Raw genomic sequence first — 22,739 nt, 5'->3', positions numbered from 1 at the left:
TTCGACGTGCCCGGCGTCCGCCCGCCCGGACGCCCGCCCTAAACTGGGTGCCATGCGTGATCTTGCGGGGGGATTCGGCTATCTGCTGGCCGGACAGCGATGGGTACTGGGACACGGCCGGTGGCTGGGCTTCGGGCTGCTGCCCGGGCTCGTCTCCCTGGTTCTGTACGCCGGCGCCCTCATCGGCCTCGGCTACGGCGCCGACGACCTGACCGCCTGGGCGACCCCCTTCGCCGACGGCTGGTCCTCCCCGTGGCTCGGTCTCTTCCGCGGCTTCCTGACCGCCCTGGTCTTCTGCCTCGGACTCTTTCTCGCGGTGATCACCTTCACTGCCGTGACCCTGCTCGTGGGCCAGCCCTTCTACGAGTCCCTCTCGGAGCAGGTCGACCGCACCGAGGGCGGCGAGGTCCCGGAGTCGGGCCTCACGCTCGCCCAGGAGCTGTGGATCTCCGCCCGCGACAGCATGCGGATCCTGGGCCGGGTGCTGCTCTTCGGCATCCTGCTCTTCGCGCTCGGCTTCGTGCCCGTGATCGGGCAGACCGTGGTCCCGGTGCTCGGCTTCTGCGTCTCCGGCTTCTTCCTCGCCCAGGAGCTCACCTCCGTCGCCCTGATGCGCCGCCGGGTCCAGCTCACCGAGCAGCTCGCGCTGCTGCGCGGGCGGCGGATGCTGGCCCTCGGCTTCGGGGTGCCGCTCGTCGTGTCCTTCCTGGTGCCGCTGGTCGCCGTGTTCCTGATGCCGGGCGCGGTGGCCGGGGCGACGCTCATGGTCCGGGACCTGGTGGGCGAGGACGCGGAGCAGGGGCCGGAGCAGGTACAGGGCCAGGCGCAGGGTCAAGCGCAGGGCCAGGCGCCGGGCAAGCGGCTCAGCGCCTGAGCAGAGTGATCGCCCCGGCGGTGTCCTCGCCGGAGTGGGCCGCCGGGTCGGCCGTCAGCCGCTCCCGCATCAGGTCCAGGTACGGACTGATCAGCTCGGGGCTGACCCCCTGCTCCGCGGCGGTCCGCAGGTAGGTGGAGCTCGCCGTGACCTGCATGGCCAGGTTCGACTCGACGCCCGTGGTGAAGTCCCCGGAGACCAGCCGCTCGGCGGCTGCGCCCGCGAAGAAGCCCATCGCCCCCAGCCACTCGGTCAGCAGCGGAGCCAGGTCCTTGGGGGAGATGTCCTCGCCCTCGATCAGCGCGTAGGCGTGCGAGATCCCGGCGAAGAGCCCGGTCATCGCGCTCAGCAGGGCCACGTCGTGCAGGGCCGCGTGGCCGGGGTCGGAGCCGACGAAGCGGGCGCCGGCCGGGACCTCCAGGGTGCTCCGGTGGGTCTCGAACAGCTCGGGGGAGCCGCTGTAGAAGACGTACCCGCCGGCCGCGGGAGCGCCGATCATCGACGGGGTGGCCATGATCCCGGCGTCGAGGAACCGGGCCCCGCGCTCCTGCGCCCACGCGGCCCGGGCGCGGCCGTCGGCCGGCGTGCCGGTGGTCAGGTCGACCAGGTCCTTGCCGGCGAGGTCCAGGCCCTCCAGCGCCTCGCCGACGCTGGCGTGGTCCAGCAGGCAGACCACGATCAGGCCGTTCGCCGCCACCGCCTCGGCGGGGCCGGCGGCGACGACGGCGCCTTCGGCCGCGAGGGCCTCGGCCTTGGCGGGGGTGCGGTTCCAGACGGTGAGGGGGTGCCCGGCGGCGAGCCAGGTGCGGGCGAGGGCGGTGCCCATCGAGCCGAGTCCGAGGAGGGTGAGCGGGGTCTTCGTGCCGGTCTTCGTGCTGGTGTCGGTCATGCCGTTTAGCCTGGTGGAGAGCCGTCAGGTGCTCAAGTACGCACTTCGGAGTGGGTGGTTACCCCGAGGTGAGCGAACAGGTGGGGAGGGGTGCGTGATGGCCACGACACAACGGCCCGGCGCGGATCACTGCGGGATCGCCGCGGCGATGTCCGTGATCGACGGCAAGTGGAAGGTGTCGGTGCTGTGGGAGCTGGAGCAGTGCCCGCGCCGCTTCGGCGAACTGCGCCGCCTGGTCCCGGGGGTCTCGGAGAAGGTGCTCGCGGCCCAGCTGCGCGAGCTGGAGACGGACGGCATCGTCCACCGCGAGGTCTACGAGGAGGTCCCGCCGCGCGTGGAGTACTCCCTGACCCCGCTCGGCCACGATCTGAACGAAGCCCTGGAGGCCCTCGGCGCGTGGGGCGCGAAGCATCTGCTCCCAGACGCCGCCCAGACGGTCCCCGTGTGAGGAAGGGGCCCGGCCCTCACTCCGGGCGGCGGCGGAACAGCGCCGTCATCGCGTCGGCACCTCCGCAATGGCGACCGACGGCGTGTGCGCGTCCGCCTCGGCGAGCAGGGTCCCGCCCGGCGCCCATACGGCCGCGCCCCCGCAGCCCGTCCACGGCCCGGCGGGTCCGACGTGGTTGGCGAGGGCCACGTACATCCCGAAGTCCCGGGCGATCCCCGGGTGGACCGACGCGCGCTCGGCGACGCCGTCGCCCGTGCCGTAGAGCGAGCTCGCCAGGTGGACCCGGCAGCCGGCCGCGGCGCCCGCGCCGGGCACGTCCGCGAAGTGGTTGTCGAAGCAGATCCCCAGGGAGAAGCGGATCCCGCCCAGCTCGAAGCGGCCCGGGACCGTCCCCGCGGCGAAGACCTCCTGCTCGTGCCGGAACAGGTGCTGCTTGGCGTACGTGGTCACGTGCGTGCCGTCCGCGTCGTGGACCAGGGTCGCGATGACGGGCCGGGGGCCGTCCGCGCGCAGCGCGACGTTGACGGCGGTGGCGATCCCCGTGGAGCGGACGGGGTCCAGCCGGGGATCCTCGGCGTCGGCCAGCCACAGGCCGGGGTCGGCGGCGAGCGCGGCCGGCTCGTAGCCGGTCAGGGTCAACTCGGGGAACACCACCAGCCCGGCGCCCTCCTGCCGGGCCCGCACGGCGAGTGCGGCCGCCCGTGCGGCGTTGGCGGACACGTCGGCGGGGGCGCAGCTCAGCTGCGCGGCAGCGATCTTCACCCGGCCCAGCATGCCAGCACCCTGCTCGGGGCCCGGGCCGGGGCTGGGGCAAGGCCCGGGGTCAGGTCCGGGGCCCCTGGATCAGGTCCAGGAAGGCGCGGAAGGCGCCGGGCATGTCCACGGATTCGGGGGCCAGCAGCCACTGGTACTGGAGGCCGTCCATCACCGCGGCCAGCAGCGGTGCCGCCTGCTCGGGGGTGAGGCCCGAGGGGAGTCGTTCGCCGAACTCCGCGCGCAGGACCGCCGCCATCGCGGAGCGCACCTGTGCGTACCGCTCGGCGAAGAACTCCCGCGCCGGGTGGCCGTCGGTGACGCTCTCGCCGAGCAGCGCCGAGAAGGTCTGCACGATGCCCGGGCGCATGGCGTTGTACTCCACCAGCGAGGCCAGCAGGTCCGGGCGCCAGGCATCGGCCAGCGCGCGGGTGCCGCCGCCGGTGTCCCAGCGGTCGCGCTCCTCCAGGACCGCGACCAGCAGTGCCTCCTTGGACGGGAAGTAGTGCAGCAGCCCCTGCTGGGTCAGGCCCACACGCTCGGCGACGGTGCCCAGGGCCGCGGCCCGGTAGCCGCGCTCGGCGATCACTTCGAGGGCCGCGCGGACGATCTCCGCGCGCCGTTCCTCACTCCTGGCCCTGACCATCGCCCCGCCATCCCTTCCGTTCACACCTGCCAGCAGGACCGTACGGCATCTCAAGATTACGAACAGATTACGAACCCTACCGCTCTACAGGTAACGGGTCCACCATGGGGTCACCGCACAGCGCCGCACCGCACAGCACCGCGCAGCGCACCCGCACTCAACGAGGAGGCATGGCCGTGACCGATGCCGATCAGGTCCGCAACGACGCCGTAGAGACGGCCCTGGGCAAGCTGGACCTCGACACCAAGGCCCGCCTGCTGGCCGGCCAGGACATGTGGTCCCTGCCCGCCGTCCCCGAGATCGGCCTGAAGTCCCTGGTCATGTCCGACGGCCCCATCGGGGTGCGCGGCGTGCGCTGGACCGCCGACGACCCGTCGATCGCCCTGCCCTCCCCGACCGCGCTCGCCGCCGCGTGGGACCCCGAGCTCGCCCGCCGGGCCGGCCGCCTCCTCGCCCAGGAGGCCCGCCGCAAGGGCGTCCACGTGCTCCTCGCGCCCACGGTCAACCTGCACCGCTCCCCGCTCGGCGGCCGGCACTTCGAGTGCTACTCCGAGGACCCGTACCTCACCGGCGCGGTCGGCAGCGGCTACGTCAACGGCGTCCAGGACGGCGGCGTCGGCACCACCGTCAAGCACTTCGTCGGCAACGACGCCGAGACCGAGCGCTTCACCGTCGACAGCGTCATCGCCCCGCGCCCGCTGCGCGAGCTGTACCTGGCCCCCTTCGAGGCCATCGTCGCCAATGCCCACCCGTGGGGCATCATGACCGCCTACAACCAGGTCAACGGCACGACCATGACGGAGCACCGCTACCTCGTCAACGAGGTCCTGCGCGGCGAATGGGGCTTCGACGGCTACAACGTCTCCGACTGGATGGCCGCCCGCTCCACCGCCGGCGACATCCTCGGCGGCCTCGACGTGGCCATGCCCGGCCCCGTCACCGTCTACGGAGCCCCGCTCGCCGAAGCCGTCCGTGCCGGCGAGGTTCCCGAGTCCGCCGTCGACGAGGCCGTCCGCAACGTCCTGCGCCTCGCGGCCCGCGTCGGCATCCTGGAGGGCGCCCCCGCCGCGGTCGGCGAGGTCCCGGCCCTCATCGACGGGCAGGCGCTGGCCCGTGAGCTGGCCGCCCGCGGCTCCGTCCTCGTACGCAACGAGCCCGTCGCCGGCGGGGCTGCGGACGACGGGAAGCGCGTGCTCCCGCTGGACACCGCCCCCGGCCGCACCGTCGCCCTCAGCGGCGCCGCCGCCCGCGACGCCCGCGTCCTCGGCGGCGGCAGCGCCACCGTCTTCCCGGAGCGGATCGTCTCCCCGCTGGACGGACTGACCGCCGCCCTTCCCGAAGGCTCCCTGACCTTCACCGTCGGCGCCGACCCCAGCGACGAACTGACCCCCGCCGACAAGGGCTTCGAGCTCCGCGCGGTCTGCCGCGACGCCTCCGGCGCCGTCCTCGGCACCGGCTCCCTGCCCACCGGCCAGGTCCAGTGGATCGGCGACGACCTGCCCGGCGACGCCACGTACGAGACGATGGCGAGCATCGAGGTCACCGGTACCTTCGTGCCGCGCGAGAGCGGCGAGCACGCTTTCGGCACCCGCGGACTCGGCTCCTTCGCCCTCGCCGTCGGCGGAGAGGTCCGCTGGGAGGGCGTCCAGCAGATGGGCCACGAGGCCGACCCCTTCGAGGCCTTCTTCGGGGCGCCCAACGAGCGGGCCCGGATCACCCTCACCGAGGGCGAGGAGGTGGAGATCTCGCTGACCTACCAGGTCCCCGACATGACCGGCCTGCCGCTCAAGGCGATCATGTTCTCCTTCCTCCACCTCGGCCCGCAGCGCTCCGCCGAGGAGCTCATCGCCGAGGCCGTGGAGGCCGCGCGCGCCGCCGACACCGCCGTCGTGGTCGTCGCCACCACCGAGCGGGTGGAGTCCGAGGGCTTCGACCGCCGGGACCTCACCCTCCCGGGCCGCCAGAACGACCTGGTGCGCGCCGTCGCCGCCGTCAACCCGAACACCGTGGTCGTCGTCAACGCGGGCTCCCCGGTGGAACTCCCGTGGCGCGACGAGGTCGCCGCCGTCCTGCTGACCTGGTTCCCCGGGCAGGAGGGCGGGGCCGCACTGGCCGACGTACTCCTCGGCGAGGCCGAGCCGGGCGGGCGGCTGCCCACCACCTGGCCCGCCGAGTTCGCCGACGCGCCGGTCACCGAAGTCACCCCCACCGAGGGGCGCCTGGAGTACACCGAGGGGCTCTTCATCGGCTACCGGGCCTACGAGAAGCACGGGATCGCCCCGGCCTACCCCTTCGGGCACGGCCTCGGCTACACGGACTGGGCCTACGAGTCCCTGGAGGTCACCCCCGCGCAGGCCACGGTCCGCGTCACCAACACCGGCACCCGGCCGGGCCGCGAGACCGTACAGGTCTACCTGGCGCCCGTCGCCGACAGCGTGGAGCGCCCGGCGAGCTGGCTGGCGGGCTTCGCGAGCGTGACCGCCGGCCCCGGCGAGAGCGTCGAGGTGGAGATCCCCCTGCCGGAGCGCGCCTTCGAGATCTGGGACCAGAGCTCCCGCTCCTGGCAGCGGATCGGCGGCGGCTACGAGGTCCGCGCGAGCCGCTCGCACGGAGACACGCGGCTGGCGGCGGCCCTCGACCTGTAATGGCCGGAAATCACCCCCGCTGATCGAAGCCGCGGTGATTCACACGAGCTGGACCGGGGGCGGGCCCTGACACCCGCCCCCGGTCCGATCCCTCTACGGCGTCAACGCGGAGGCTCCGCGGAGGTCACCTGTCGGTGCGCCAGTTCCGCGAGCCGCGCCTGTCCGTCCTTGCCCGGATGGAACCAGTCCCAGCGGCTCAACTGCTCCGCCGAGAAGGGGTACTGGAACACCGCACCGCCGTCGTAGCGGCACAGCCGGTCCTTCGCGCAGACCTGGCGCAGCACCTCGTTGTACTCGACCACGCGCGCCCGCACCTGCTCCCGCCGGGCCGTCGCACCGGCGGTCGCCGCGGTCGGGTCGGCGAGCATCGACTGACAGATCCCCAGCTTCCAGATCCGGCGCACCATCGGGTCGTCCTTGCCCTGCTGCCACAGCCGCTGGAGGTCCGGGACGCTGGAGACGTACACCTGCGAGGACGGCGAGGCCGCCCGCAGACCGGCCAGCGCCGTCTCGAAGCCGGAGCGGAAGGCGGCCACGGAAGTCATCGACGAAGCCGAGGGCCGGCAGGCGTCGTTCGAGCCCACCATCACCGTGACCAGGCCCGGCTTGTGCCCGGCCGCCGAGGCGAGCTGCCCCGGCAGGTCCGCCATCCGGGAGCCGGTCACCGCGTAGTTCCAGCTGCGCGCGGGCATCTCGGCCTCGCCGAGCAGCCGGGCCGCCAGCGAACGCACCTCCGGGTCGTCGCCGGTGGCCCAGGAGGCCTCCGGACAGTCGGCCAGCACCGAACAGGCGTCGAAACCGGCCGTGATGGAGTCGCCCACGGCGGCGACCGAGGCCGGCGCGGTGTTCCACCGGGGGGCCGCCTGAGCCCCGCGCTCGCCCCCGGCCTTCGCCCCGTCCGCCGAACACCCGGTCAGCGCACCCGCCGCCAGGAGCAGCGCGGCGGCCGCCGCGCCCGCGCCCGCACCCGCGGAGGTCCGACGCGCGCGGCGGCATGGGGCGGTGGTGCGCATGCGGAAGGTCCCTCCTCGTCGCCCCCGCGTCATTCGGCGGCGTCCTGCTGAGTGAATGCTCTGTGTTTACGGGGCTCGGAGCGACCGTACGTCACACCATGACCCCCGGCGCACGGTAGCTTTTTCCCGTGGCGTTTCGGCCGCAAGTCCCGCAACGCAATGTCAAATAATTTCCGTTACATTACATCACGTCACATACTGTCCGTTTTCTGGAGTTTATTCCCGACCTCGTCCCACACTGGAGGTCCCGGTGACGACACGTGGAGTCCTGTACGTGCACTCCGCACCGCGCGCGCTCTGCCCGCACGTGGAATGGGCTGTTGCGGGGGTGCTCGGGGTGCGGGTGAACCTCGACTGGATCCGTCAGCCCGCCTCTCCGGGCACCTGGAGAGCCGAGTTCTCCTGGCAGGCCGAGGCGGGCACCGCCTCGAAACTCGCCTCCGCACTGCGCGGCTGGCACCTGCTCCGCTTCGAAGTGACCGCGGAACCCTGTCCGACCGCCGAGGGCGAGCGCTACAGCTCCACCCCGCAACTGGGCATCTTCCACGCCGTCACCGGCATGCACGGCGACATCCTGATCCCCGAGGACCGGCTGCGCGCCGCCCTCGCCCGGTCCGCGCACGGCGAGACGGACCTGGAAGCGGAGATCGCCAAACTGCTCGGCAAACCCTGGGACGACGAGCTCGAACCCTTCCGCTACGCGGGCGAGGGCGCTCCGGTCCGCTGGCTCCACCAGGTGGTCTAGTCTCCGGACACACCGAAGGCCCGCCCGGGAATCCCGGGCGGGCCTTCTACGTGTCAGCGCCTGGCTCAGACAGTCCTGAAGGCCAGGGAGACGTTGTGGCCGCCGAAGCCGAAGGAGTTGTTGATCGCGGAGATCGGGCCCTCCGCCGGGAGCTTGCGGGGCTCGTCGCGCACGATGTCCGCGTCGATGTCGTCGTCCATGTCGTCGAGGTTGATCGTCGGCGGGGCGAGGCGGTGGTACAGCGCCAGGACCGTCGCGACGGTCTCGATGCCGCCGGCGCCGCCGAGGAGGTGACCGGTCATCGACTTGGTCGCCGAGATCGCGATGTGGTCGAGGTCGTCGCCCAGCACCTTGCGCAGGGCCTTCAGCTCGGCCGTGTCACCCTGCGGGGTGGACGTGGCGTGCGCGTTCACGTGGACCAGCTCGGCCGGGTCCAGACCCGTGTTGTCGAGCAGGTTCTGCAGGGCGGCCGAGACACCGCGGCCGGTGGGCTCCGGCTGCGCGATGTGGTGGCTGTCCGCGGACAGGCCCTGGCCCAGCACCTCGCAGTAGACCCGGGCGCCGCGCGCGGCGGCGTGCTCGGCGGACTCCAGGACCACGACGCCGGCGCCCTCGCCGAGGACGAAGCCGTCGCGGGCCTTGTCGTACGGACGCGAGGCCGTGGTCGGGTTCTCGTTGTTCTTGGACATCGCCATCATGTTGGCGAACGCCGCGATCGGCAGCGGGTGGATGGCCGCCTCGGTACCGCCTGCGACGACCACGTCGGCACGGCCGGTGCGGATCATCTCGACGGCGTAGCCGATGGCCTCGGCGCCGGAGGCGCAGGCGCTGACCGGAGTGTGCACACCCGCGCGGGCGTTGACCTCCAGGCCGACGTTGGCCGACGGGCCGTTGGGCATGAGCATGGGGACGGTGTGCGGGGAGACCCGGCGCACGCCCTTTTCCTTCAGTACGTCGTACTGGTCGAGCAGGGTGGTCACGCCGCCGATGCCGGAGGCGATGACGGTGCCCAGGCGCTCGGGCGCGATGGCAGCGTCCTCGCCCGCCGGGGCGGTGTAACCGGCGTCGGCCCACGCCTCGCGGGCCGCGATGATCGCGAACTGGGCCGAGCGGTCCAGCTTGCGGGCCAGCGGCCGGGGAAGGACCTCGCTCGGGTCCACGGCGGCGGCGGCGGCGATGCGGACCGGGAGTTCGGCGTAGCGCTCGCCCTCGAGGGGCTTTACGCCGGAACGGCCGGCAAGCAGACCTTCCCAGGTCGAAGCGCTGTCGCCACCCAGCGGAGTGGTTGCGCCGATACCGGTGACGACCACGGTGCGATTGGTCGGGCTCACAGGAATTCTTTCTCCACGTTTCAGGGGGTGAATTGTCACGGCGCCACCGCCAGGTGGCGACAAACGCTCGTCAGGCTCAGGCCTGGTGCTTGAGGATGTAGCTCGCGGCGTCGCCGACGGTCTTGAGACCCTTGACGTCCTCGTCCGGGATCTTCACCTCGAAGCGCTCTTCGGCGGCGACGACAACCTCGACCATGGACAGCGAGTCGACGTCCAGGTCGTCGGTGAAGGACTTCTCGAGCTGGACGTCCTCGGTCGGGATGCCGGCGATCTCGTTGACGATCTCCGCGAGACCTTCGACGATTTCTTCCTGGGTGAAGGCCATGTTGGCGCTCCTTCTATAGCTAGCTGGGGTCAAACAGAGCCCGGGATGTGGATCCCGGGCCCTAGGGGAGGGTAACGACCGTGGCGGCGTAGACGAGCCCCGCCCCGAAGCCGATGACGAGCGCGGTGTCGCCGCTCTTCGCCGCTCCGGTCGCCAGGAGCCGCTCCATTGCGAGCGGGATCGAGGCGGCCGAGGTGTTGCCGGTGGTTTCGATGTCACGGGCGACCGTGACGTGTTCCGGCAGCTTCAGAGTCTTCACCATCGAGTCGATGATCCGCATGTTCGCCTGGTGCGGAATGAAGACGTCCAGGTCATCAGCGGTGATCCCGGCTGCGTCGAGCGCCTGCTGGGCCACCTTGGCCATCTCGAAGACGGCCCAGCGGAAGACCGCCTGGCCCTCCTGCGTGATGGCCGGAAACTTTTCGCCGCCGTCCTTGCCGAGGTACTCGTCCCACGGCACGGTCTGCTTGATGGTTTCGGACTTGTCGCCCTCCGAACCCCACACCGTGGGGCCGATGGCCGGCTCGTCCGAGGGGCCGACGACCACGGCGCCCGCGCCGTCACCGAACAGGAAGGCCGTCGCGCGGTCCTCCAGGTCGGTCAGGTCCGAGAGCCGCTCCACGCCGATGACGAGGACGTACTCCGCGGAACCCTCGACGACGAGACCCTTGGCCAGGGTCAGGCCGTAGCCGAAACCGGCGCAGCCCGCGGAGATGTCGAAGGCGGCGGGCTTGCCCGCGCCGATGCGGTGCGCGATCTCGGTCGCCACGGCCGGGGTCTGCTTGAAGTGCGACACCGTCGAGACGATCACGGCGCCGATCTTCTCCGGAGCGATCCCGGCGGCGGCCAGGGCCTTGCCCGAGGCCTCCACCGACATCGCGGCGACGGTCTCCTGCGGGGAGGCCCAGTGCCGCGTCGCGATACCGGAACGGGAGCGGATCCACTCGTCGGAGGAGTCGATGGTTTCGAGGATGACCTCGTTCGGCACCACACGGATCGGGCGGTAGCCGCCGACACCGAGGATGCGGGCGTACGGGGAGCCCTTGGCAGGCTTGATCTTCGACATGCTGAGTGGGCTCCTTCTCTCAGACCGCGTGCTCGGAGACGAGCGCCGCGGCCTTTTCGAGATCGTCCGGGGTCTTCAGGGCCACGCTCGGTACGCCCTTCAGCGCGCGCTTGGCCAGACCCGTCAGGGTGCCACCGGGGGACAGTTCGACGATCCCGGTGACGCCCAGTGCGGCGAACGTCTCCATGCACAGGTCCCAGCGGACCGGGTTGGCCACCTGGCCCACCAGCCGGGCGACGACATCGGCGCCCGTGGTCACGACCTGACCGTCCTTGTTCGAAACGTACGTCAGCACCGGGTCGGCCGGGGAGAGGGCCGACGCGGCCTTCTCCAGACCGGCGACCGCCGGAGCCATGTGGTGCGTGTGGAAGGCGCCCGCGACCTTGAGGGCGACGACCTTGAGGGAACCCTCGGGCTTCTCGGCCTCCAGGGCCGCGATCTGCTCCATGGTCCCCGCGGCGACGATCTGACCCGCGCCGTTCACGTTCGCCGGGGTCAGACCCAGCTTCTCCAGGTGCGCCACGACCACGTCCGTGTCCCCGCCGAGGACGGCGGCCATGCCCGTCGCGGTGATCCCCGCGGCTTCGGCCATGGCGAGCCCACGGGTGCGTACGAAGGACAGCGCGTCCGTGTCGGACAGGACCCCGGCGTACGCGGCGGCGGTGATCTCGCCGACGCTGTGGCCCGCCACGGCGCCGAAGGCGGTCGGGCCGACCGCGGGGACGGCGGTGAGTTCGGCCGCGGCGAGCAGACCGGCGGCCACCAGCAGGGGCTGTGCGACGGCCGTGTCGCGGATCTCGTCCGCGTCGGCCTTCGTGCCGTAGTGGGCAAGGTCGAGCCCGATGGCGTCCGACCAGCCGGCGACGCGGTCAGCGGCGCCGGGCAGTTCGAGCCAGGGAGTCAGGAAGCCGGGCGTCTGTGCGCCTTGGCCGGGAGCGACGAGTACGAGCACCCTCACACTCTCTCTTGTGTTCGGTCCACGCCGCCCGTGGGGACAGGGACGAAGAACCATCGGGGTAATTGTTGATGTCCGACAAAAGCTTAGGACTGAGGATCGCCGTCGGCCAGACGCCCGAGGATCAAAGCGATCCTCAGCGTGAACGCGGAGCGGACATCGGAGGGCGACCAGCCGGTGACGTCCGTCACACGTCGGAGCCGGTAGCGCACGGTGTTGGGGTGCACGAACAGCATCCGGGCCGCACCTTCGAGACTGCTCGCCTGCTCCAGATAGACGCTCAGCGTCTCCAGCAGGGCCGAGCCGGCCTCTTCGAGCGGTCTGTAGATCTCCTCCACCAACTGCTCGCGGGCCGAAGGGTCGGAGGCGATCGCGCGTTCGGGCAGGAGATCATCCGCGAGGACCGGCCTCGGAGCGTCCTGCCACGCCGTACAGGCCTTGAGTCCGGCCGCGGCCGCCTGCGCCGATTTCGTGGCGTTCAACAGGTCCGGGACCACCGGTCCGGCGACCACCGCACCCGCCGCGAACGGCCCGATCAGCGACTTCGCCACCTGCATCGGATTGTCGCTGCCACCCGCGATGACCACGAGCCGGTCGCCCAGCACACCCGTGAGCACCTGCAGCTTGTGGTGGCGGGCGGCCCGCCGGATCGCCTCGACCGTCAGCTCGCTGTCGCCCTCCGGCGCCGTGCCCAGCACCACGCACACGTGCTCGGGGGAGTTCCAGCCGAGCGCCGCGGCCCGCGACAGCGCGCCCTCGTCGGCCTCCCCGGACAGCACCGCGTTGACCACCAGGGACTCCAGGCGGGCGTCCCAGGCGCCACGGGCCTCGGCGGCCTGGGCGTAGACCTGGGCGGTCGCGAAGGCGATCTCCCGGGCGTACACGAGCAGGGCCTCGCGCAGGATCGACTCGTCGCCGGGCGCCGCGACCTCGTCGATCGCGGTCTCCATGACCTCGATCGTGGTGCGCACCATCTCGACGGTCTGGCGCAGGGTGATCGCCCGGGTCAGCTCGCGCGGAGCCGTCCCGAAGACATCGGTGGAGATCGCCTGCGGGGTCTCCGGATGCCGGAACCACTCGGTGAACGCGGCGATGCCGGCCTGGGCGACCAGGCCGATCCAGGACCGGTTCTCCGGCGGCATCGCCCGGTACCACGACAGCGTCTCGTCCATGCGCGCGATGGCGTTCGCGGCGAGCCGGCCGGAGGACTTCTCCAGCCGTCGCAGCGTCGCGGAGTGCGGATGGGGCGGAGCCGGATGCGCGGGGTGGACCGCGGGTGAATGCTCACGTTCGGGTTGGGGCACGTGACAAGACTGCCTTATCGGGACCGCTGCGCGGAGTCCGGTCCCGTCCCGGGCCGCGCTCCGCGGGCTACGGTGGCCTCCATGATTGATGTACGCCGAGGCTCCGACCGCTACGAGGGCGGGAAAGCCCTGGCCGGGATCACCACCCGGCACGCCTTCTCCTTCGGCCCGCACTACGACCCCGACAACCTGCGGTTCGGCCCGGTCATGGCGTGCAACGAGGAGAGCCTCGCCCCCGGCGCGGGCTTCGACGAGCACCCCCACAGCCACACCGAGATCGTGACCTGGGTGGCCGAGGGCGAGCTCACCCACCAGGACGCCACGGGCGCCGCCACCCTGGTGCGGCCCGGTGACGTACAGCACCTCGGCGCGGCGTCCGGGACCCGGCACGTGGAACGCAACGACGGCCCCGGGCCGCTGCGCTTCGTCCAGACGTGGCTGGCACCGGCCGATCCGGCCGGGGAGCCCTCGTACACGCTGGTCAGAGGCATCGCCGACAGTACGCCCTACGCCGTGCCCGCGGCCGGGGCCGTGCTGCACGTACGGCGTCCGGGCGCGGGCGAGCGGATCGCCGTCCCGGCCGCCGGGCGGGTGTACCTGCACGTCGTACGGGGAGACCTGCGGCTGGACGGCGCGGCCGCCGGGGGCGCGGACGAGCTCGGCCCCGGGGACTCGGCGCGGATCACCGGCGAGGGGGAGCTGGAGCTGGTCGCCGGCTCCCCGGCCGAGGTGCTGATCTGGGAGTTTCCGTAGGCGGAGTCCCGTAGGCGGCGGCCTCGCAGGCAGTCCCGCAGGCAGTCCCGCAGGCAGTCCCGCCGGCGGTCCCGTGCGCAGGGCCTCAGCGGGTCCTGAGCTCCGCGAGCACCGCGTCGGTGAACGGGGGCCAGGCCTCCACGGCCCACGGGCCGAAGGCGCGGTCCGTCAGCGCCACGCAGGCGGCCCGGGCGTCCGGGTCCACCCACAGGAAGGTCCCGGACTGCCCGAAGTGGCCGAAGGTGCGCGGCGAGGAGCCGGCGCCCGTCCAGTGCGGGGCCTTCCCGTCGCGGATCTCCAGGCCGAGCCCCCAGTCGTTGGGGGACTGGTGGCCGTAGCCGGGCAGGACGCCCTTGAGTCCCGGGTGGACCACCGAGGTGGCCTCGGCGACGGTGCGCACGTCCAGCAGCCGGGGCTGCTGCAGCTCGGCGGCGAAGCGCAGGAGGTCGGAGACGGTGGAGACGCCGTCCTTGGCGGGAGAGCCCTCCAGGCTGCTCGACGCCATGCCCAGCGGCTCGAAGACGGCCTCGGCCAGGTACGCGGCGAAGGGGATGCCGGTGGCCTTCGCGATGTGGTCGCCGAGCTCCTCGAAACCGGCGTTCGAGTACAGCCGGCGCTGCCCGGGAGGGGCCGTCACGCGGTGCTCGTCGAAGGCCAGTCCGCTGGTGTGGGCGAGCAGGTGGCGCACGGTGGAACCCTCGGGCCCGGCCGGCTCGTCCAGCTCGATCGCGCCCTCCTCGTAGGCGACAAGGGCGGCGTAGGCGGCGAGCGGCTTGGTGACGGAGGCCAGCGGGAAGCGGTGGTCCACCGGGCCGTGGGAGCCGAGCACGGTCCCGTCGGAGTCGACCACGGCCGCGGCGGCGGTCGGGACCGGCCAGTTCTCGATGTTGCGCAGACTCTGCAAGCTCTCCATGCGGCCGAGGGTACTTGCTTGGAGTGCACTCCAAGGATTTAGCGTGGGGCCATGAGCCCGACCCGGACCCCCCTGCAGACGCGGACGCGGTACACGATCAGCGAGGTCGAGGCCCGGACCGGGCTGACCCAGCACACCTTGCGCTGGTACGAGCGGATCGGCCTCATGCCGCACGTGGACCGCTCCCACTCGGGTCAGCGCCGGTTCACCGACAAGGACCTCGACTGGCTGGGCTTCGTCGGCAAGTTGCGCACCACCGGAATGTCCGTGGCGGACATGGTCCGGTACGCCGAACTCGTCCGCGAGGGCCCGCACACCGCCGCCGACCGGCGCGAGCTGCTGGAGCGCACGCGCGAGGAGGTGCGCACGCGGATCACGGAACTGACCGACGCGCTCGCGGTCCTGGACTACAAGATCGACACGTATGCGATGTGCACCACCGTCGCGGGAGAGGAAGACCGGACATGACCGACAACACCGCCGGGACCGAGCAGGCCGATCGGATCGAGCAGGTCGAACTGGGCAAGGGCGGCCCGCTGGTGGGCGTCCAGGGCCTCGGCTGCATGGGCATGAGCGAGTTCTACGGGGACACGGACGAGGCGGCCGCCCGGCAGACCCTGGACGCGGCGCTGGCCGCCGGGGTCACCCTCTTCGACACCGCCGACGTCTACGGGCGGGGCGCCAACGAGGAGTTCCTCGCGCCGTTCGTGGCCGCGCACCGCGACCGGATCACCCTCGCCACGAAGTTCGCCATAGAGCGGACGGACGACCCGCACTACCGGGGGGTCCGCAACGACCGCGCGTACGTCCGCGGCGCGGTCGAGGACAGCCTGCGCAGGCTGGGCACCGAGGTGATCGACCTCTACTACATGCACCGGCGCGATCCGGCCGTTCCGTTCGCCGAGTCGGTGGGTGCGATGGCGGAACTGGTGCAGGAGGGCAAGGTGCGCCACCTCGGGCTCAGCGAGGTGACCGGGGCGGAGCTGCGCGAGGCGCACGCGGTGCACCCGATCGCGGCGCTCCAGTCGGAGTGGTCGCTGTTCAGCCGGGACGTGGAGCGCAGCGCGGTGGGCGCGGCGGCCGAGCTGGGCGTGGCCATCGCGGCGTACTCCCCGCTCGGGCGCGGCTTCCTGACCGGGGCGTTCGCGGACGCGTCGGCGGACCTGACGGCCGGTGACTTCCGGCGCTACCAGCCCCGGTTCACGGGTGACAACGCGCGGACGAACGCCGCGCTGCTGGCGCCGGTACGGGAGATTGCGGCGGCCCGCGGGGCCACGCCGGCCCAGATCGCCCTGGCGTGGGTGCACCAGCGGGCGTCGGTGCACGGCCTGACGGTCGTCCCGATCCCGGGCACCCGCAAGCCGACCCGCCTCACGGAGAACACGGCGGCGACCCGCATCACCCTGACACCGGCGGAACTCGCCCTGCTGGAACCGATCGCCGCGGGGGTCGCGGGCGACCGCTACCCGGACATGAGCTCGACCTCGACGGCACGCGAGGTGTGACCGCGCGCGGCGCGGGGTGCTTTCAGCCGTCCGGCGTTTGAGGACCGGGTTTGGTCGGAGCCCGGGGAACGGGCGAAGGGCGGGTAGGGGACAGCCCCGCAGGGCCGTCGGGCCCCGCGGGGTCAGGCTCCGGCCGTGAAGCGGTCCCGTAGCGCGAGGTACTCGGCATCCGTGAGCAGCCCCGCACTGTGCAGCTCCGCGAGGTGCTGAATCCGCTCCCAGGACCGCGGCCCCGGCACCCCCGCGCCGGAGGCGACGACCGCGCGTGCCCGCAAAGCGACGAGCACCGCCGCCGCGAACGGCAAGGACTCGTGCACGGCTCCGTACCCCACGCCGAAGACGGCGGAGGCGAGATCGTGGTCGGGCCGGGGATCACCGGCGCCCTCGCGGGGCAACAGCCGCAGGTGCCCGCCGGACCGTTCCGGGGAGTGCCAGACCAGCCCGGCCAGGGCGGTCAGCGGATACCGCTGGTCGCCCGCCTTCCACTTGGTGCTGGTGGCCCCGGTGCGCGACCAGTGGAAGGTGACGGCGCCGCCGTCGAAGGCGAGCCGGGCGTCGTACGCCTTCAGCGTGGCCGGCGGCTCCGGGACGGAGACCAGGAACCGCTCGGCCGGCCCGGCCGGCCCCAGCCGCTCGCGCAGGGCATCGGCGAAGTCGGCGGCCCGCGCGGTCCCGCCGCCGCTTCCCGGCAGCACCAGCCGGTACGGATCGCAGACGTCACGCAATTGCCCCGCCGCGGCCTCCATCAGGGGGTCCGCTCCCACCCGCACGCGGGCGTGCAGCACCGCGGTGTCCCGCCGTCCCACGGTCAGGCCCACCCCGGACAACGCTTCGAGGGGAATCCGGCGTTCCCCCAGGGCGTGCCAGAGTCTGGGCGTTCTGATCCCCCGTGCGAAGCGGATGATGAGCGAGTTCGTTGTGCGGTCGAACTCCCAGACGGCATGGTTTCCGGCCAGTACGTCACCCATGCGGCACATCGTAAAGGGACGCACCCCCGTGCGTCCCCCCGCTGTGAGGTCCGATTTCGGGTCGGCCGAGCGGTCAGGAACCGTCCGTCCCGGATGTTCCGCGTCGGCACGTGTCGTCCCCGGCCGCGCACACCGTGGAACCGAACGCACCGGTTCCGATTTTGGCGAAGTTGTCCAGGGATTCGGTGCCTGGCTCGAAGTAGCCGGTGTGGCTCTTGGCTCCGGCCGCCGACAGGACCCGTGCGCCGAACTCCCCGGAGACCGGATCCGCGCCGTGACCCAGGCCCCCGAACTCCAGGTGGGGCACGTCGGCGATCCAGTCACCGGCGTCCCGCATCGCCCACACCCGCGCCGAGGTGCCCAGCTCTGCGGCGTTCTCGGCGCGCATTCCGGGGCTGCCGGCCACCACGATGTCCGTGACCTGCTGCGGCAGTTCGTGGGCGGCCACCCCGCACACCACCGAGCCGTAGCTGTGGCAGAACAGCGCCACGCTCGCTCGTCCGGGCAGCGCGGAGGTCAGCGAGCGCAGCCGGGCCGCGCCGTCCACGGCCATCCGCCCGGTCGCCGCGTCCATGCCGACGCCGGCCGGGGCGGTGTAGCCGGCCCAGGCGATGACCGCGGTCCGGCTGCCCGGGGCGGCCGCGCGCTCGGCCTCGTAGAGGGATTCCGCCATGCCGACGGGGGAGGTCAGCCGGCGCATCGTGCGCTCGAAGGTGAGCGCGTCGGTGTCGACCCCGGGGACGACCACCGAGATCCGGCGGGCCTCGCCGAGGTCGCCGAAAACCTCGGCCGCGAGGCCGCCGCCGGTGGGGTCGAAGACGAGGATCTGCCGGCCGGGCTCGGCGAGGGACTCGAAGCGGTGGGCGCGCCGGGCCGCGGTGGCGCGGTCGGCGGGGGCCAGCGTGATGTCGTGTGCGCGGGTGTCCTCGACCCGCGCGGACCGCTGCAGGGCCATCCGGTTGGCCCGGTAGCGGACGCCGGGCGGCGCCCCGTCGAGATTGCCGACCACCAGCGGGTGGCCCTCGGCGAGCCGCGCGCGCTGGGCGCCGTCGAGGCGCGCGAAGAACCGTGCCACCACGGGCGGCGGGGCGTCGGCGGCCGGCAGGGCCCGGCCCTCGAAGCGGGACCCGGCCCAGGTGGCGAGCGCCGCCTCGCGCGGGGACTCCTCGCTCGCGGACCGGTAGACGGAGGTCCAGCCCGTGGTCGCGAGCATCAGGAAGACCACCGCCAGCGCGAGCAGGGCGCGCAGGGCGGCCGGGCGCGCGGGGGCGTCGGCGGAGTGGGCGTGGGCGGGGCCGGACAGGTTCACTGAGCCCAGCCTAGGAGACCTCGGCGGCTGCCTGCGCGCCGGGTGACGGGAGTCACCGCCGACCGTGGGACGCCCCGCCGGCGGGTGCGCCCGTACGGGACCCGCGTGCGCGGGCGTCCGCATCCGTACGGGATCTTCGCCCGGCCGGGAGCCGACCGCGCCGGTCAGGCGAGCCGGCGCCAGTCGGCGGCCAGGGCGGGGCCGATCTGGTCGAGGTAGACCTCGGTCATCCGCCGGATGGTGGCCACGCTGATGTCCTCGCCCTGTCCCCAGAGCCGGCCGGTGACGCGCATCACGCCCGTGAAGGCGGCGACGGCCACCCGTGGGCGCGGGTCGGCGTCCACGTCCAGGCCCTCGCGCTCGGCTATCAGCCGGGCGATCTGCTCCTCCAGGTCGGTGGAGCGGCGCAGGTGCACGGCGAGCAGGGCCGGGGTGGACTCGATCAGCCGGTAGCTGCGCATGTACAGGTCGATGGGGACCAGGTCCGAGATGGCCTCCTCGACGGTGTCCCAGGCGTCCAGCACGGCCGAGCGCATGGCCTCGAAGGGGCCCTCGGCGGGCGGGCGGGAGCGCAGCGCCGCGACGAAGTGCGATTCGACCAGGTCCTGGACGGCGAAGGCGACCTCTTCCTTGTTGGCGAAGTACCGGAAGAAGGTGCGCTGGGAGACGTCCACGGCGTCGGTGATCTCGTCGACGGTCGTCTCCTCGTACCCCTGGGCGATGAAGAGGAGGAGGGCCGCGCGCAGCAGTGCGTCGCGCGTGCGCTGTTTCTTGCGCTCGCGCAGTCCGGCGGCCGGTGCGGGCGCGGGCCGCTGATCTGTCATCACGGCGGTCAGGGTACCTTTGAATGCTCCCCTCCCCAGGGACGAGGATTCTCTCCCTTGGGGCTGTGTGGGGATCTCCGGCTCAAGCTGCCTTACGAACCGGCGGTTCGTCGGGTCTTGCGCTCTCGGCGCCGGCCGGGTTCAGACCTGCCCGGACGAGCATCACGTGTGCGGAGTTTTTGTCCCGTGGGGACACGGCTCCGCACGCGGTGCAGGTGTAGGTGCGTACTCCCAGCGGCAGTGCGTGCTTGGCTCTCGCTCCGCACCGCGCGCAGTCCATCGTGGAGTACGCCGGATGTACCAGGTACAGGGTCCTGCCGTGCTTGCGGCCCATCTCGACCAGAGCCGCTTTGGTGGCGCCGATGGCGGCGTCAGCGGCCTTCCTCGCCATGGTCGACTTGGCAAGAAAGCGAGGGTGGAAATCCTCGACAGCTAGGGCGTCGTGGTCGCGGACTACGCGTTTGGCCCACTTGCGGGCGGTGTCCTGTCGCTGCCGGGCGATCTTCTTGTGGAGCTTCGCCGCCTGCCGACGCGCCTCCCGGTAGCCGTTGGAACGCTTCTTGCCCTTCGGGGCGCGGCGGCGGGCCATCATCCGCTGATACCTGGCCAGCCTCACTGCGGCGTTCCTACCGTGCTCCGGGTGCGGGAGGTCGTGGGCGTCGCTGGTAGTCGTCGCGGTCTCGGTCACACCCCAGTCGATACCGATCACGGCACCGGTGGTGGGCAGAGGTTCAGCCAGCATGGGGACGACGAACGAGCAGTACCAGTGCCCGAGACTGTCCCGGTAGACCCGCACCGAGGACGGTTCCCCCGGAAGGTCGCGTGACCACACCACCGTCAGGACGATCCCACCCGCCAAGTGCAGACGGCCGTCCTTCAGCCGGAACCCGCGCTTGGTGTAGTTGAGGCTCGGATCCGTATCGCGTTTCCTCTTCCACCCGGGCATCCCGGCCCGCTGCCGCATCGGCAGCCGGTCCTTGACGTCCTTCTGGGCCTTCGCCCGGGACTTCCCGAAGTCACGGATCAGCTGTTGCTGCGGAACGCTCGCCCCTCCCCGCAGCCACAAAGTGTGGGCGCGGGCCTCGGTCAGCATCCGGTCGAGCTGAGCCGGACCGCACGTCCGCTTGTCCTCGCCCGTAGAGCGGGCCTGATTGAAGGCGTGCACCTGCTTCGACTTGGCCACGCACTCGTTCCAGACCCACCGGCACCGGTCCCACTCCGCCACCAGCGCGGCAAGCGCGGTCGAGGACACACGAAGCCGGTAGGTGAACCGGACAGACCCGGCTTCCCCCGCTGTCGTTGCTCCCGGTGTCGTCACCAGACCAACGTAGAACCGGGACCCTCACCGGTCACTCGAACGTCTACACCTCACCCGAACGAGTGGCCAGTCAACCGGAGCCTCGTCGCGGAACTGTTCAGGGAGCACCCCGGCCGTTCGGGGCGCGGCTGAGGTGGTCACACAGGGTCCCGCCGGGCGCCTCGGAGCAGCTCGTGCGGCCCATCCGGGGGTCGCGCACGACACGTTCGTGTCAGGGATGAGCACGGCCTTCACCGTCGCCGGCGTGGTCGCGGTACTCGCCGCGGTCGTCGCCGGCTTCACGAAGCGCGGCGAGAACGCGGAGGCGGGCGCGGGCGCGGCCCACATCTAGCCCCGCCCCGGCGTGCCCGACCGGACACAGTGCCCCGCTGGCTCTGTGCACGGGCCGGGCGGCCGAGGCGGTCACGGGGGCCGCGGAGGCGTCAACTCCGGGGCCGCCACAGCCCCGCCGGATGGTTCCGGCGGGGCTGTCGCCTATCAGGGTGGACCCGCTCGCGGCCCCTTCCGCCGAGACGTCCGCGCAGGTCAGCGTGGTGCCGACGGAGCTTCGGAAACGGTCCGGGGCCCGTACGTCCACCAGGAGTTGACCCGTCATGCGTACGTGGAGCACCACTTTCTCCGGGCGCACCGCCGCCACGGCCACCGTTCTCGCCGCCACCCTGCTGATCCCGGGCACCGCGGAATCCGCCCACGCGGCGGGCCGCGCCCCGGCGCCGGCACAGGCTCCCCTGCAAGCCCGGACCCAGGCTCCGGCCCGCGCCGATACCCCGGCTCCGGTCCGGGCCTCCGGGCGGACGAAGACGAAGGGGCGGGCCGCCGGGCCGCCCGGGCTCGGGGCCTGCGCCACCGGGCAGCTGTGCCTGTGGGCGAAGCCGGAGTTCAAGGGCGCCCGCACGACCCACGAGCTGAGCACCCTCGACATCAACAGCTGCACCGCGCTGCCCGCCGGGACCACCGCCCAGTCACTCACCAACCGGACCGGCCGCCCGGTCACCACCTACCAGTCGGCCGAATGCGCCGAGACCGGAGAGTTCCAGACCTACCCGGGCGACGGGGTGTGGCTGCCCCAGTCGCCCTACCAGGTCAGGGCGTTCAAGGTGTGGGAGCGCTGACGACGCCGCCGTCGCCCGCCTGGACCGGCCCGCCCTGGGCGCCGATGCTCGCGCCCGGGCCGGGCTCCCGGGCGGGCACCACGGCCGGCGGGAGCCCGCCGGCCCCGGCGAACCCGGCCGCCGGTGCGAACCCGGCCGCCCCGGCGGGAGCCGCCCCGCCGAGCCGGGCGACCTCGGCGCGCAGCGCCCGTACCTCTGCCGCCAGTTCGGAGATCGCCGCCGTCTGGGCGCGCTCCACCCGGTCGTCGCGTTCGAAGCGGGAGATGAACCAGGCCGCGATGTTCGCGGTCACCACACCCAGCAGGGCGATCCCGGACAGCATCAGCCCCACCGCCAGCAGCCGGCCGAGCCCGGTGGTGGGGGAGTGGTCCCCGTACCCGACCGTCGTCATCGTGGTCACCGACCACCACAGGGCGTCCCCGAGGTTCTTGATGTTGCCGTCGGGGGCGTCCCGCTCCACGCTCAGCACCGCGAGCGAGCCGAACATCAGCAGCCCGACCACCGAGCCCGCCACGTACGTGGTGAGCCGGATCTGCGGGGCCATCCGCGCCCGCCGGCCCACCAGCATCAGGGTGGAGACCACGCGCAGCAGCCGCAGCGGCTGGATCATCGGCAGCACCACCGCCATCAGGTCCAGCCAGTGGGTCCGTACGAAGGCCCTCTTCGACTGCGCCAGGCCCAGCCGCACCAGGTAGTCGGCGGCGAAGGCGGCCCACACCACCCACTCGGCGTGCTTGCAGGCGCTGTGGACCGCCGGGCTCGCGTCGGGCAGGACGATGGGCACCGCGTAGGCCACGGCGAAAGCCAGGGCGAGCACGAGCAGCGGGGTCTGCGTCCTGCGCTCCCACCGCGCCTGGGGAGAGGGTTGCTTCATGCGGTGCATCGTAAGGAACGAATAAGGCGGAGCGGACCCCGGCACCGGCGCATGCCGGGGGCCGCTCCGCCCGACGGCTGTGGGGCGGGGGGGCCCCGACGGGACAGACCACGCCGCCACCCGTTCCACCACCGAAGCGGCCAGCGTCACCACCCCCCCCGCCCCGGTC

General features: G+C 72.6%; 23 protein-coding genes. 8 read left to right on the top strand and 15 right to left on the bottom strand.

All coding sequences use genetic code 11. From position 1 onward, the window contains the following. Positions 1-52: 52 nt before the first annotated feature. A complete protein-coding gene (locus ACFWBW_RS23715; protein WP_385375585.1) occupies positions 53-874 on the top strand; it encodes an EI24 domain-containing protein in 822 nt (273 codons plus the stop codon). On the opposite strand, the gene ACFWBW_RS23710 is transcribed toward ACFWBW_RS23715, so the two are convergent. Continuing rightward, positions 864-1,763, bottom strand: coding sequence for an NAD(P)-dependent oxidoreductase (locus tag ACFWBW_RS23710; protein ID WP_385375582.1), 900 nt, complete (start codon positions 1,761-1,763; stop codon positions 864-866). The two genes, ACFWBW_RS23715 and ACFWBW_RS23710, sit on opposite strands and share 11 nt — an antisense overlap. Positions 1,764-1,860: 97 nt before the next feature. On the opposite strand from ACFWBW_RS23710, the gene ACFWBW_RS23705 reads away from it, so the two are divergent. Continuing rightward, on the top strand, positions 1,861-2,211 hold the full coding sequence (locus tag ACFWBW_RS23705; RefSeq protein ID WP_385375579.1) for a winged helix-turn-helix transcriptional regulator: 351 nt from the start codon (positions 1,861-1,863) through the stop codon (positions 2,209-2,211). 45 nt (positions 2,212-2,256) lie between these two features. On the opposite strand, the gene ACFWBW_RS23700 is transcribed toward ACFWBW_RS23705, so the two are convergent. Both ACFWBW_RS23700 and ACFWBW_RS23695 read right to left on the bottom strand, forming a co-directional pair. Next, positions 2,257-2,973: a carbon-nitrogen hydrolase family protein gene (locus ACFWBW_RS23700; protein ID WP_385375576.1), complete on the bottom strand. Its 717-nt coding sequence runs from the start codon at positions 2,971-2,973 to the stop codon at positions 2,257-2,259. A 61-nt stretch (positions 2,974-3,034) separates the two neighbouring features. Then, positions 3,035-3,610, bottom strand: coding sequence for a TetR/AcrR family transcriptional regulator (locus tag ACFWBW_RS23695; protein ID WP_385375574.1), 576 nt, complete (start codon positions 3,608-3,610; stop codon positions 3,035-3,037). Positions 3,611-3,780: 170 nt separating this feature from the next. Here ACFWBW_RS23695 and ACFWBW_RS23690 point away from each other — a divergent pair, with 170 nt between their 5' ends. Next, the gene (locus ACFWBW_RS23690; protein ID WP_385375571.1) at positions 3,781-6,255 is read left to right on the top strand and encodes a beta-glucosidase; all 2,475 of its coding nucleotides are present in this window, start codon (positions 3,781-3,783) and stop codon (positions 6,253-6,255) included. Positions 6,256-6,356: 101 nt separating this feature from the next. Here the strand turns inward: ACFWBW_RS23690 and ACFWBW_RS23685 are convergent, their stop codons facing one another. Further along, positions 6,357-7,268, bottom strand: a complete 912-nt coding sequence (locus tag ACFWBW_RS23685; protein WP_385375569.1) for a GDSL-type esterase/lipase family protein — start codon at positions 7,266-7,268, stop codon at positions 6,357-6,359. A 250-nt stretch (positions 7,269-7,518) separates the two neighbouring features. Here ACFWBW_RS23685 and ACFWBW_RS23680 point away from each other — a divergent pair, with 250 nt between their 5' ends. Beyond that, positions 7,519-8,013 carry a DUF3145 domain-containing protein gene (locus tag ACFWBW_RS23680; RefSeq protein ID WP_267754836.1) on the top strand — a complete coding sequence of 165 codons (495 nt, stop codon included), beginning with the start codon at positions 7,519-7,521 and terminating at the stop codon, positions 8,011-8,013. A 65-nt stretch (positions 8,014-8,078) separates the two neighbouring features. Here ACFWBW_RS23680 and fabF read toward each other — a convergent pair whose 3' ends face one another. The 5 genes from fabF to ACFWBW_RS23655 all read right to left on the bottom strand — a co-directional run bounded on the left by fabF (position 8,079) and on the right by ACFWBW_RS23655 (position 12,994). Beyond that, a complete protein-coding gene (fabF, locus tag ACFWBW_RS23675; protein ID WP_385375565.1) occupies positions 8,079-9,344 on the bottom strand; it encodes a beta-ketoacyl-ACP synthase II in 1,266 nt (421 codons plus the stop codon). A 76-nt stretch (positions 9,345-9,420) separates the two neighbouring features. Beyond that, entirely contained in the window at positions 9,421-9,669 is a 249-nt protein-coding gene (locus tag ACFWBW_RS23670) for an acyl carrier protein (protein WP_243329395.1), read from the bottom strand. A 61-nt stretch (positions 9,670-9,730) separates the two neighbouring features. Further along, positions 9,731-10,735, bottom strand: coding sequence for a ketoacyl-ACP synthase III (locus ACFWBW_RS23665; protein ID WP_327306897.1), 1,005 nt, complete (start codon positions 10,733-10,735; stop codon positions 9,731-9,733). A 19-nt stretch (positions 10,736-10,754) separates the two neighbouring features. Continuing rightward, positions 10,755-11,687: an ACP S-malonyltransferase gene (locus tag ACFWBW_RS23660; RefSeq protein WP_385375561.1), complete on the bottom strand. Its 933-nt coding sequence runs from the start codon at positions 11,685-11,687 to the stop codon at positions 10,755-10,757. Between the two features lie 89 nt (positions 11,688-11,776). After that, complete coding sequence (locus ACFWBW_RS23655) at positions 11,777-12,994, bottom strand: CdaR family transcriptional regulator (protein WP_250745570.1); 1,218 nt, start codon at positions 12,992-12,994, stop codon at positions 11,777-11,779. A gap of 81 nt (positions 12,995-13,075) precedes the next feature. Between ACFWBW_RS23655 and ACFWBW_RS23650 the strand changes: the two genes are divergently transcribed. Further along, the gene (locus ACFWBW_RS23650) at positions 13,076-13,747 is read left to right on the top strand and encodes a pirin family protein (RefSeq protein WP_385375557.1); all 672 of its coding nucleotides are present in this window, start codon (positions 13,076-13,078) and stop codon (positions 13,745-13,747) included. An 85-nt stretch (positions 13,748-13,832) separates the two neighbouring features. Here the strand turns inward: ACFWBW_RS23650 and ACFWBW_RS23645 are convergent, their stop codons facing one another. Next, on the bottom strand, positions 13,833-14,651 hold the full coding sequence (locus ACFWBW_RS23645; RefSeq protein WP_385375749.1) for a serine hydrolase domain-containing protein: 819 nt from the start codon (positions 14,649-14,651) through the stop codon (positions 13,833-13,835). A gap of 60 nt (positions 14,652-14,711) precedes the next feature. On the opposite strand from ACFWBW_RS23645, the gene ACFWBW_RS23640 reads away from it, so the two are divergent. Beyond that, positions 14,712-15,128 (top strand): MerR family transcriptional regulator, encoded by a 417-nt coding sequence (locus tag ACFWBW_RS23640; RefSeq protein ID WP_385375553.1) that lies wholly within the window; start codon positions 14,712-14,714, stop codon positions 15,126-15,128. Further along, positions 15,125-16,165, top strand: a complete 1,041-nt coding sequence (locus ACFWBW_RS23635) for an aldo/keto reductase (protein ID WP_385375550.1) — start codon at positions 15,125-15,127, stop codon at positions 16,163-16,165. Before ACFWBW_RS23640 ends, ACFWBW_RS23635 begins: the two co-directional genes overlap by 4 nt. Before the next feature lie 122 nt (positions 16,166-16,287). On the opposite strand, the gene ACFWBW_RS23630 is transcribed toward ACFWBW_RS23635, so the two are convergent. The 4 genes from ACFWBW_RS23630 to ACFWBW_RS23615 all read right to left on the bottom strand — a co-directional run bounded on the left by ACFWBW_RS23630 (position 16,288) and on the right by ACFWBW_RS23615 (position 20,587). Then, positions 16,288-17,133: a DUF4429 domain-containing protein gene (locus tag ACFWBW_RS23630; RefSeq protein WP_385375547.1), complete on the bottom strand. Its 846-nt coding sequence runs from the start codon at positions 17,131-17,133 to the stop codon at positions 16,288-16,290. A 73-nt stretch (positions 17,134-17,206) separates the two neighbouring features. Beyond that, complete coding sequence (locus tag ACFWBW_RS23625; RefSeq protein ID WP_385375747.1) at positions 17,207-18,346, bottom strand: alpha/beta hydrolase; 1,140 nt, start codon at positions 18,344-18,346, stop codon at positions 17,207-17,209. Positions 18,347-18,606: 260 nt separating this feature from the next. After that, positions 18,607-19,266 (bottom strand): TetR family transcriptional regulator, encoded by a 660-nt coding sequence (locus tag ACFWBW_RS23620; RefSeq protein ID WP_385375744.1) that lies wholly within the window; start codon positions 19,264-19,266, stop codon positions 18,607-18,609. Between the two features lie 82 nt (positions 19,267-19,348). After that, complete coding sequence (locus tag ACFWBW_RS23615; protein WP_385375741.1) at positions 19,349-20,587, bottom strand: RNA-guided endonuclease InsQ/TnpB family protein; 1,239 nt, start codon at positions 20,585-20,587, stop codon at positions 19,349-19,351. Between the two features lie 590 nt (positions 20,588-21,177). On the opposite strand from ACFWBW_RS23615, the gene ACFWBW_RS23610 reads away from it, so the two are divergent. Then, a complete protein-coding gene (locus ACFWBW_RS23610) occupies positions 21,178-21,696 on the top strand; it encodes a peptidase inhibitor family I36 protein (RefSeq protein WP_385375544.1) in 519 nt (172 codons plus the stop codon). Here the strand turns inward: ACFWBW_RS23610 and ACFWBW_RS23605 are convergent. Further along, a complete protein-coding gene (locus ACFWBW_RS23605) occupies positions 21,677-22,570 on the bottom strand; it encodes a potassium channel family protein (RefSeq protein WP_385375541.1) in 894 nt (297 codons plus the stop codon). The genes ACFWBW_RS23610 and ACFWBW_RS23605 overlap by 20 nt on opposite strands. Between the last annotated feature and the right edge of the window lie 169 nt (positions 22,571-22,739).

Source organism: Streptomyces sp. NPDC059957 (genome assembly GCF_042730015.1).
In the GTDB taxonomy this organism is placed as follows: Bacteria; Actinomycetota; Actinomycetes; order Streptomycetales; family Streptomycetaceae; genus Streptomyces.
This window is presented reverse-complemented; position numbering and strand designations above follow the sequence as displayed.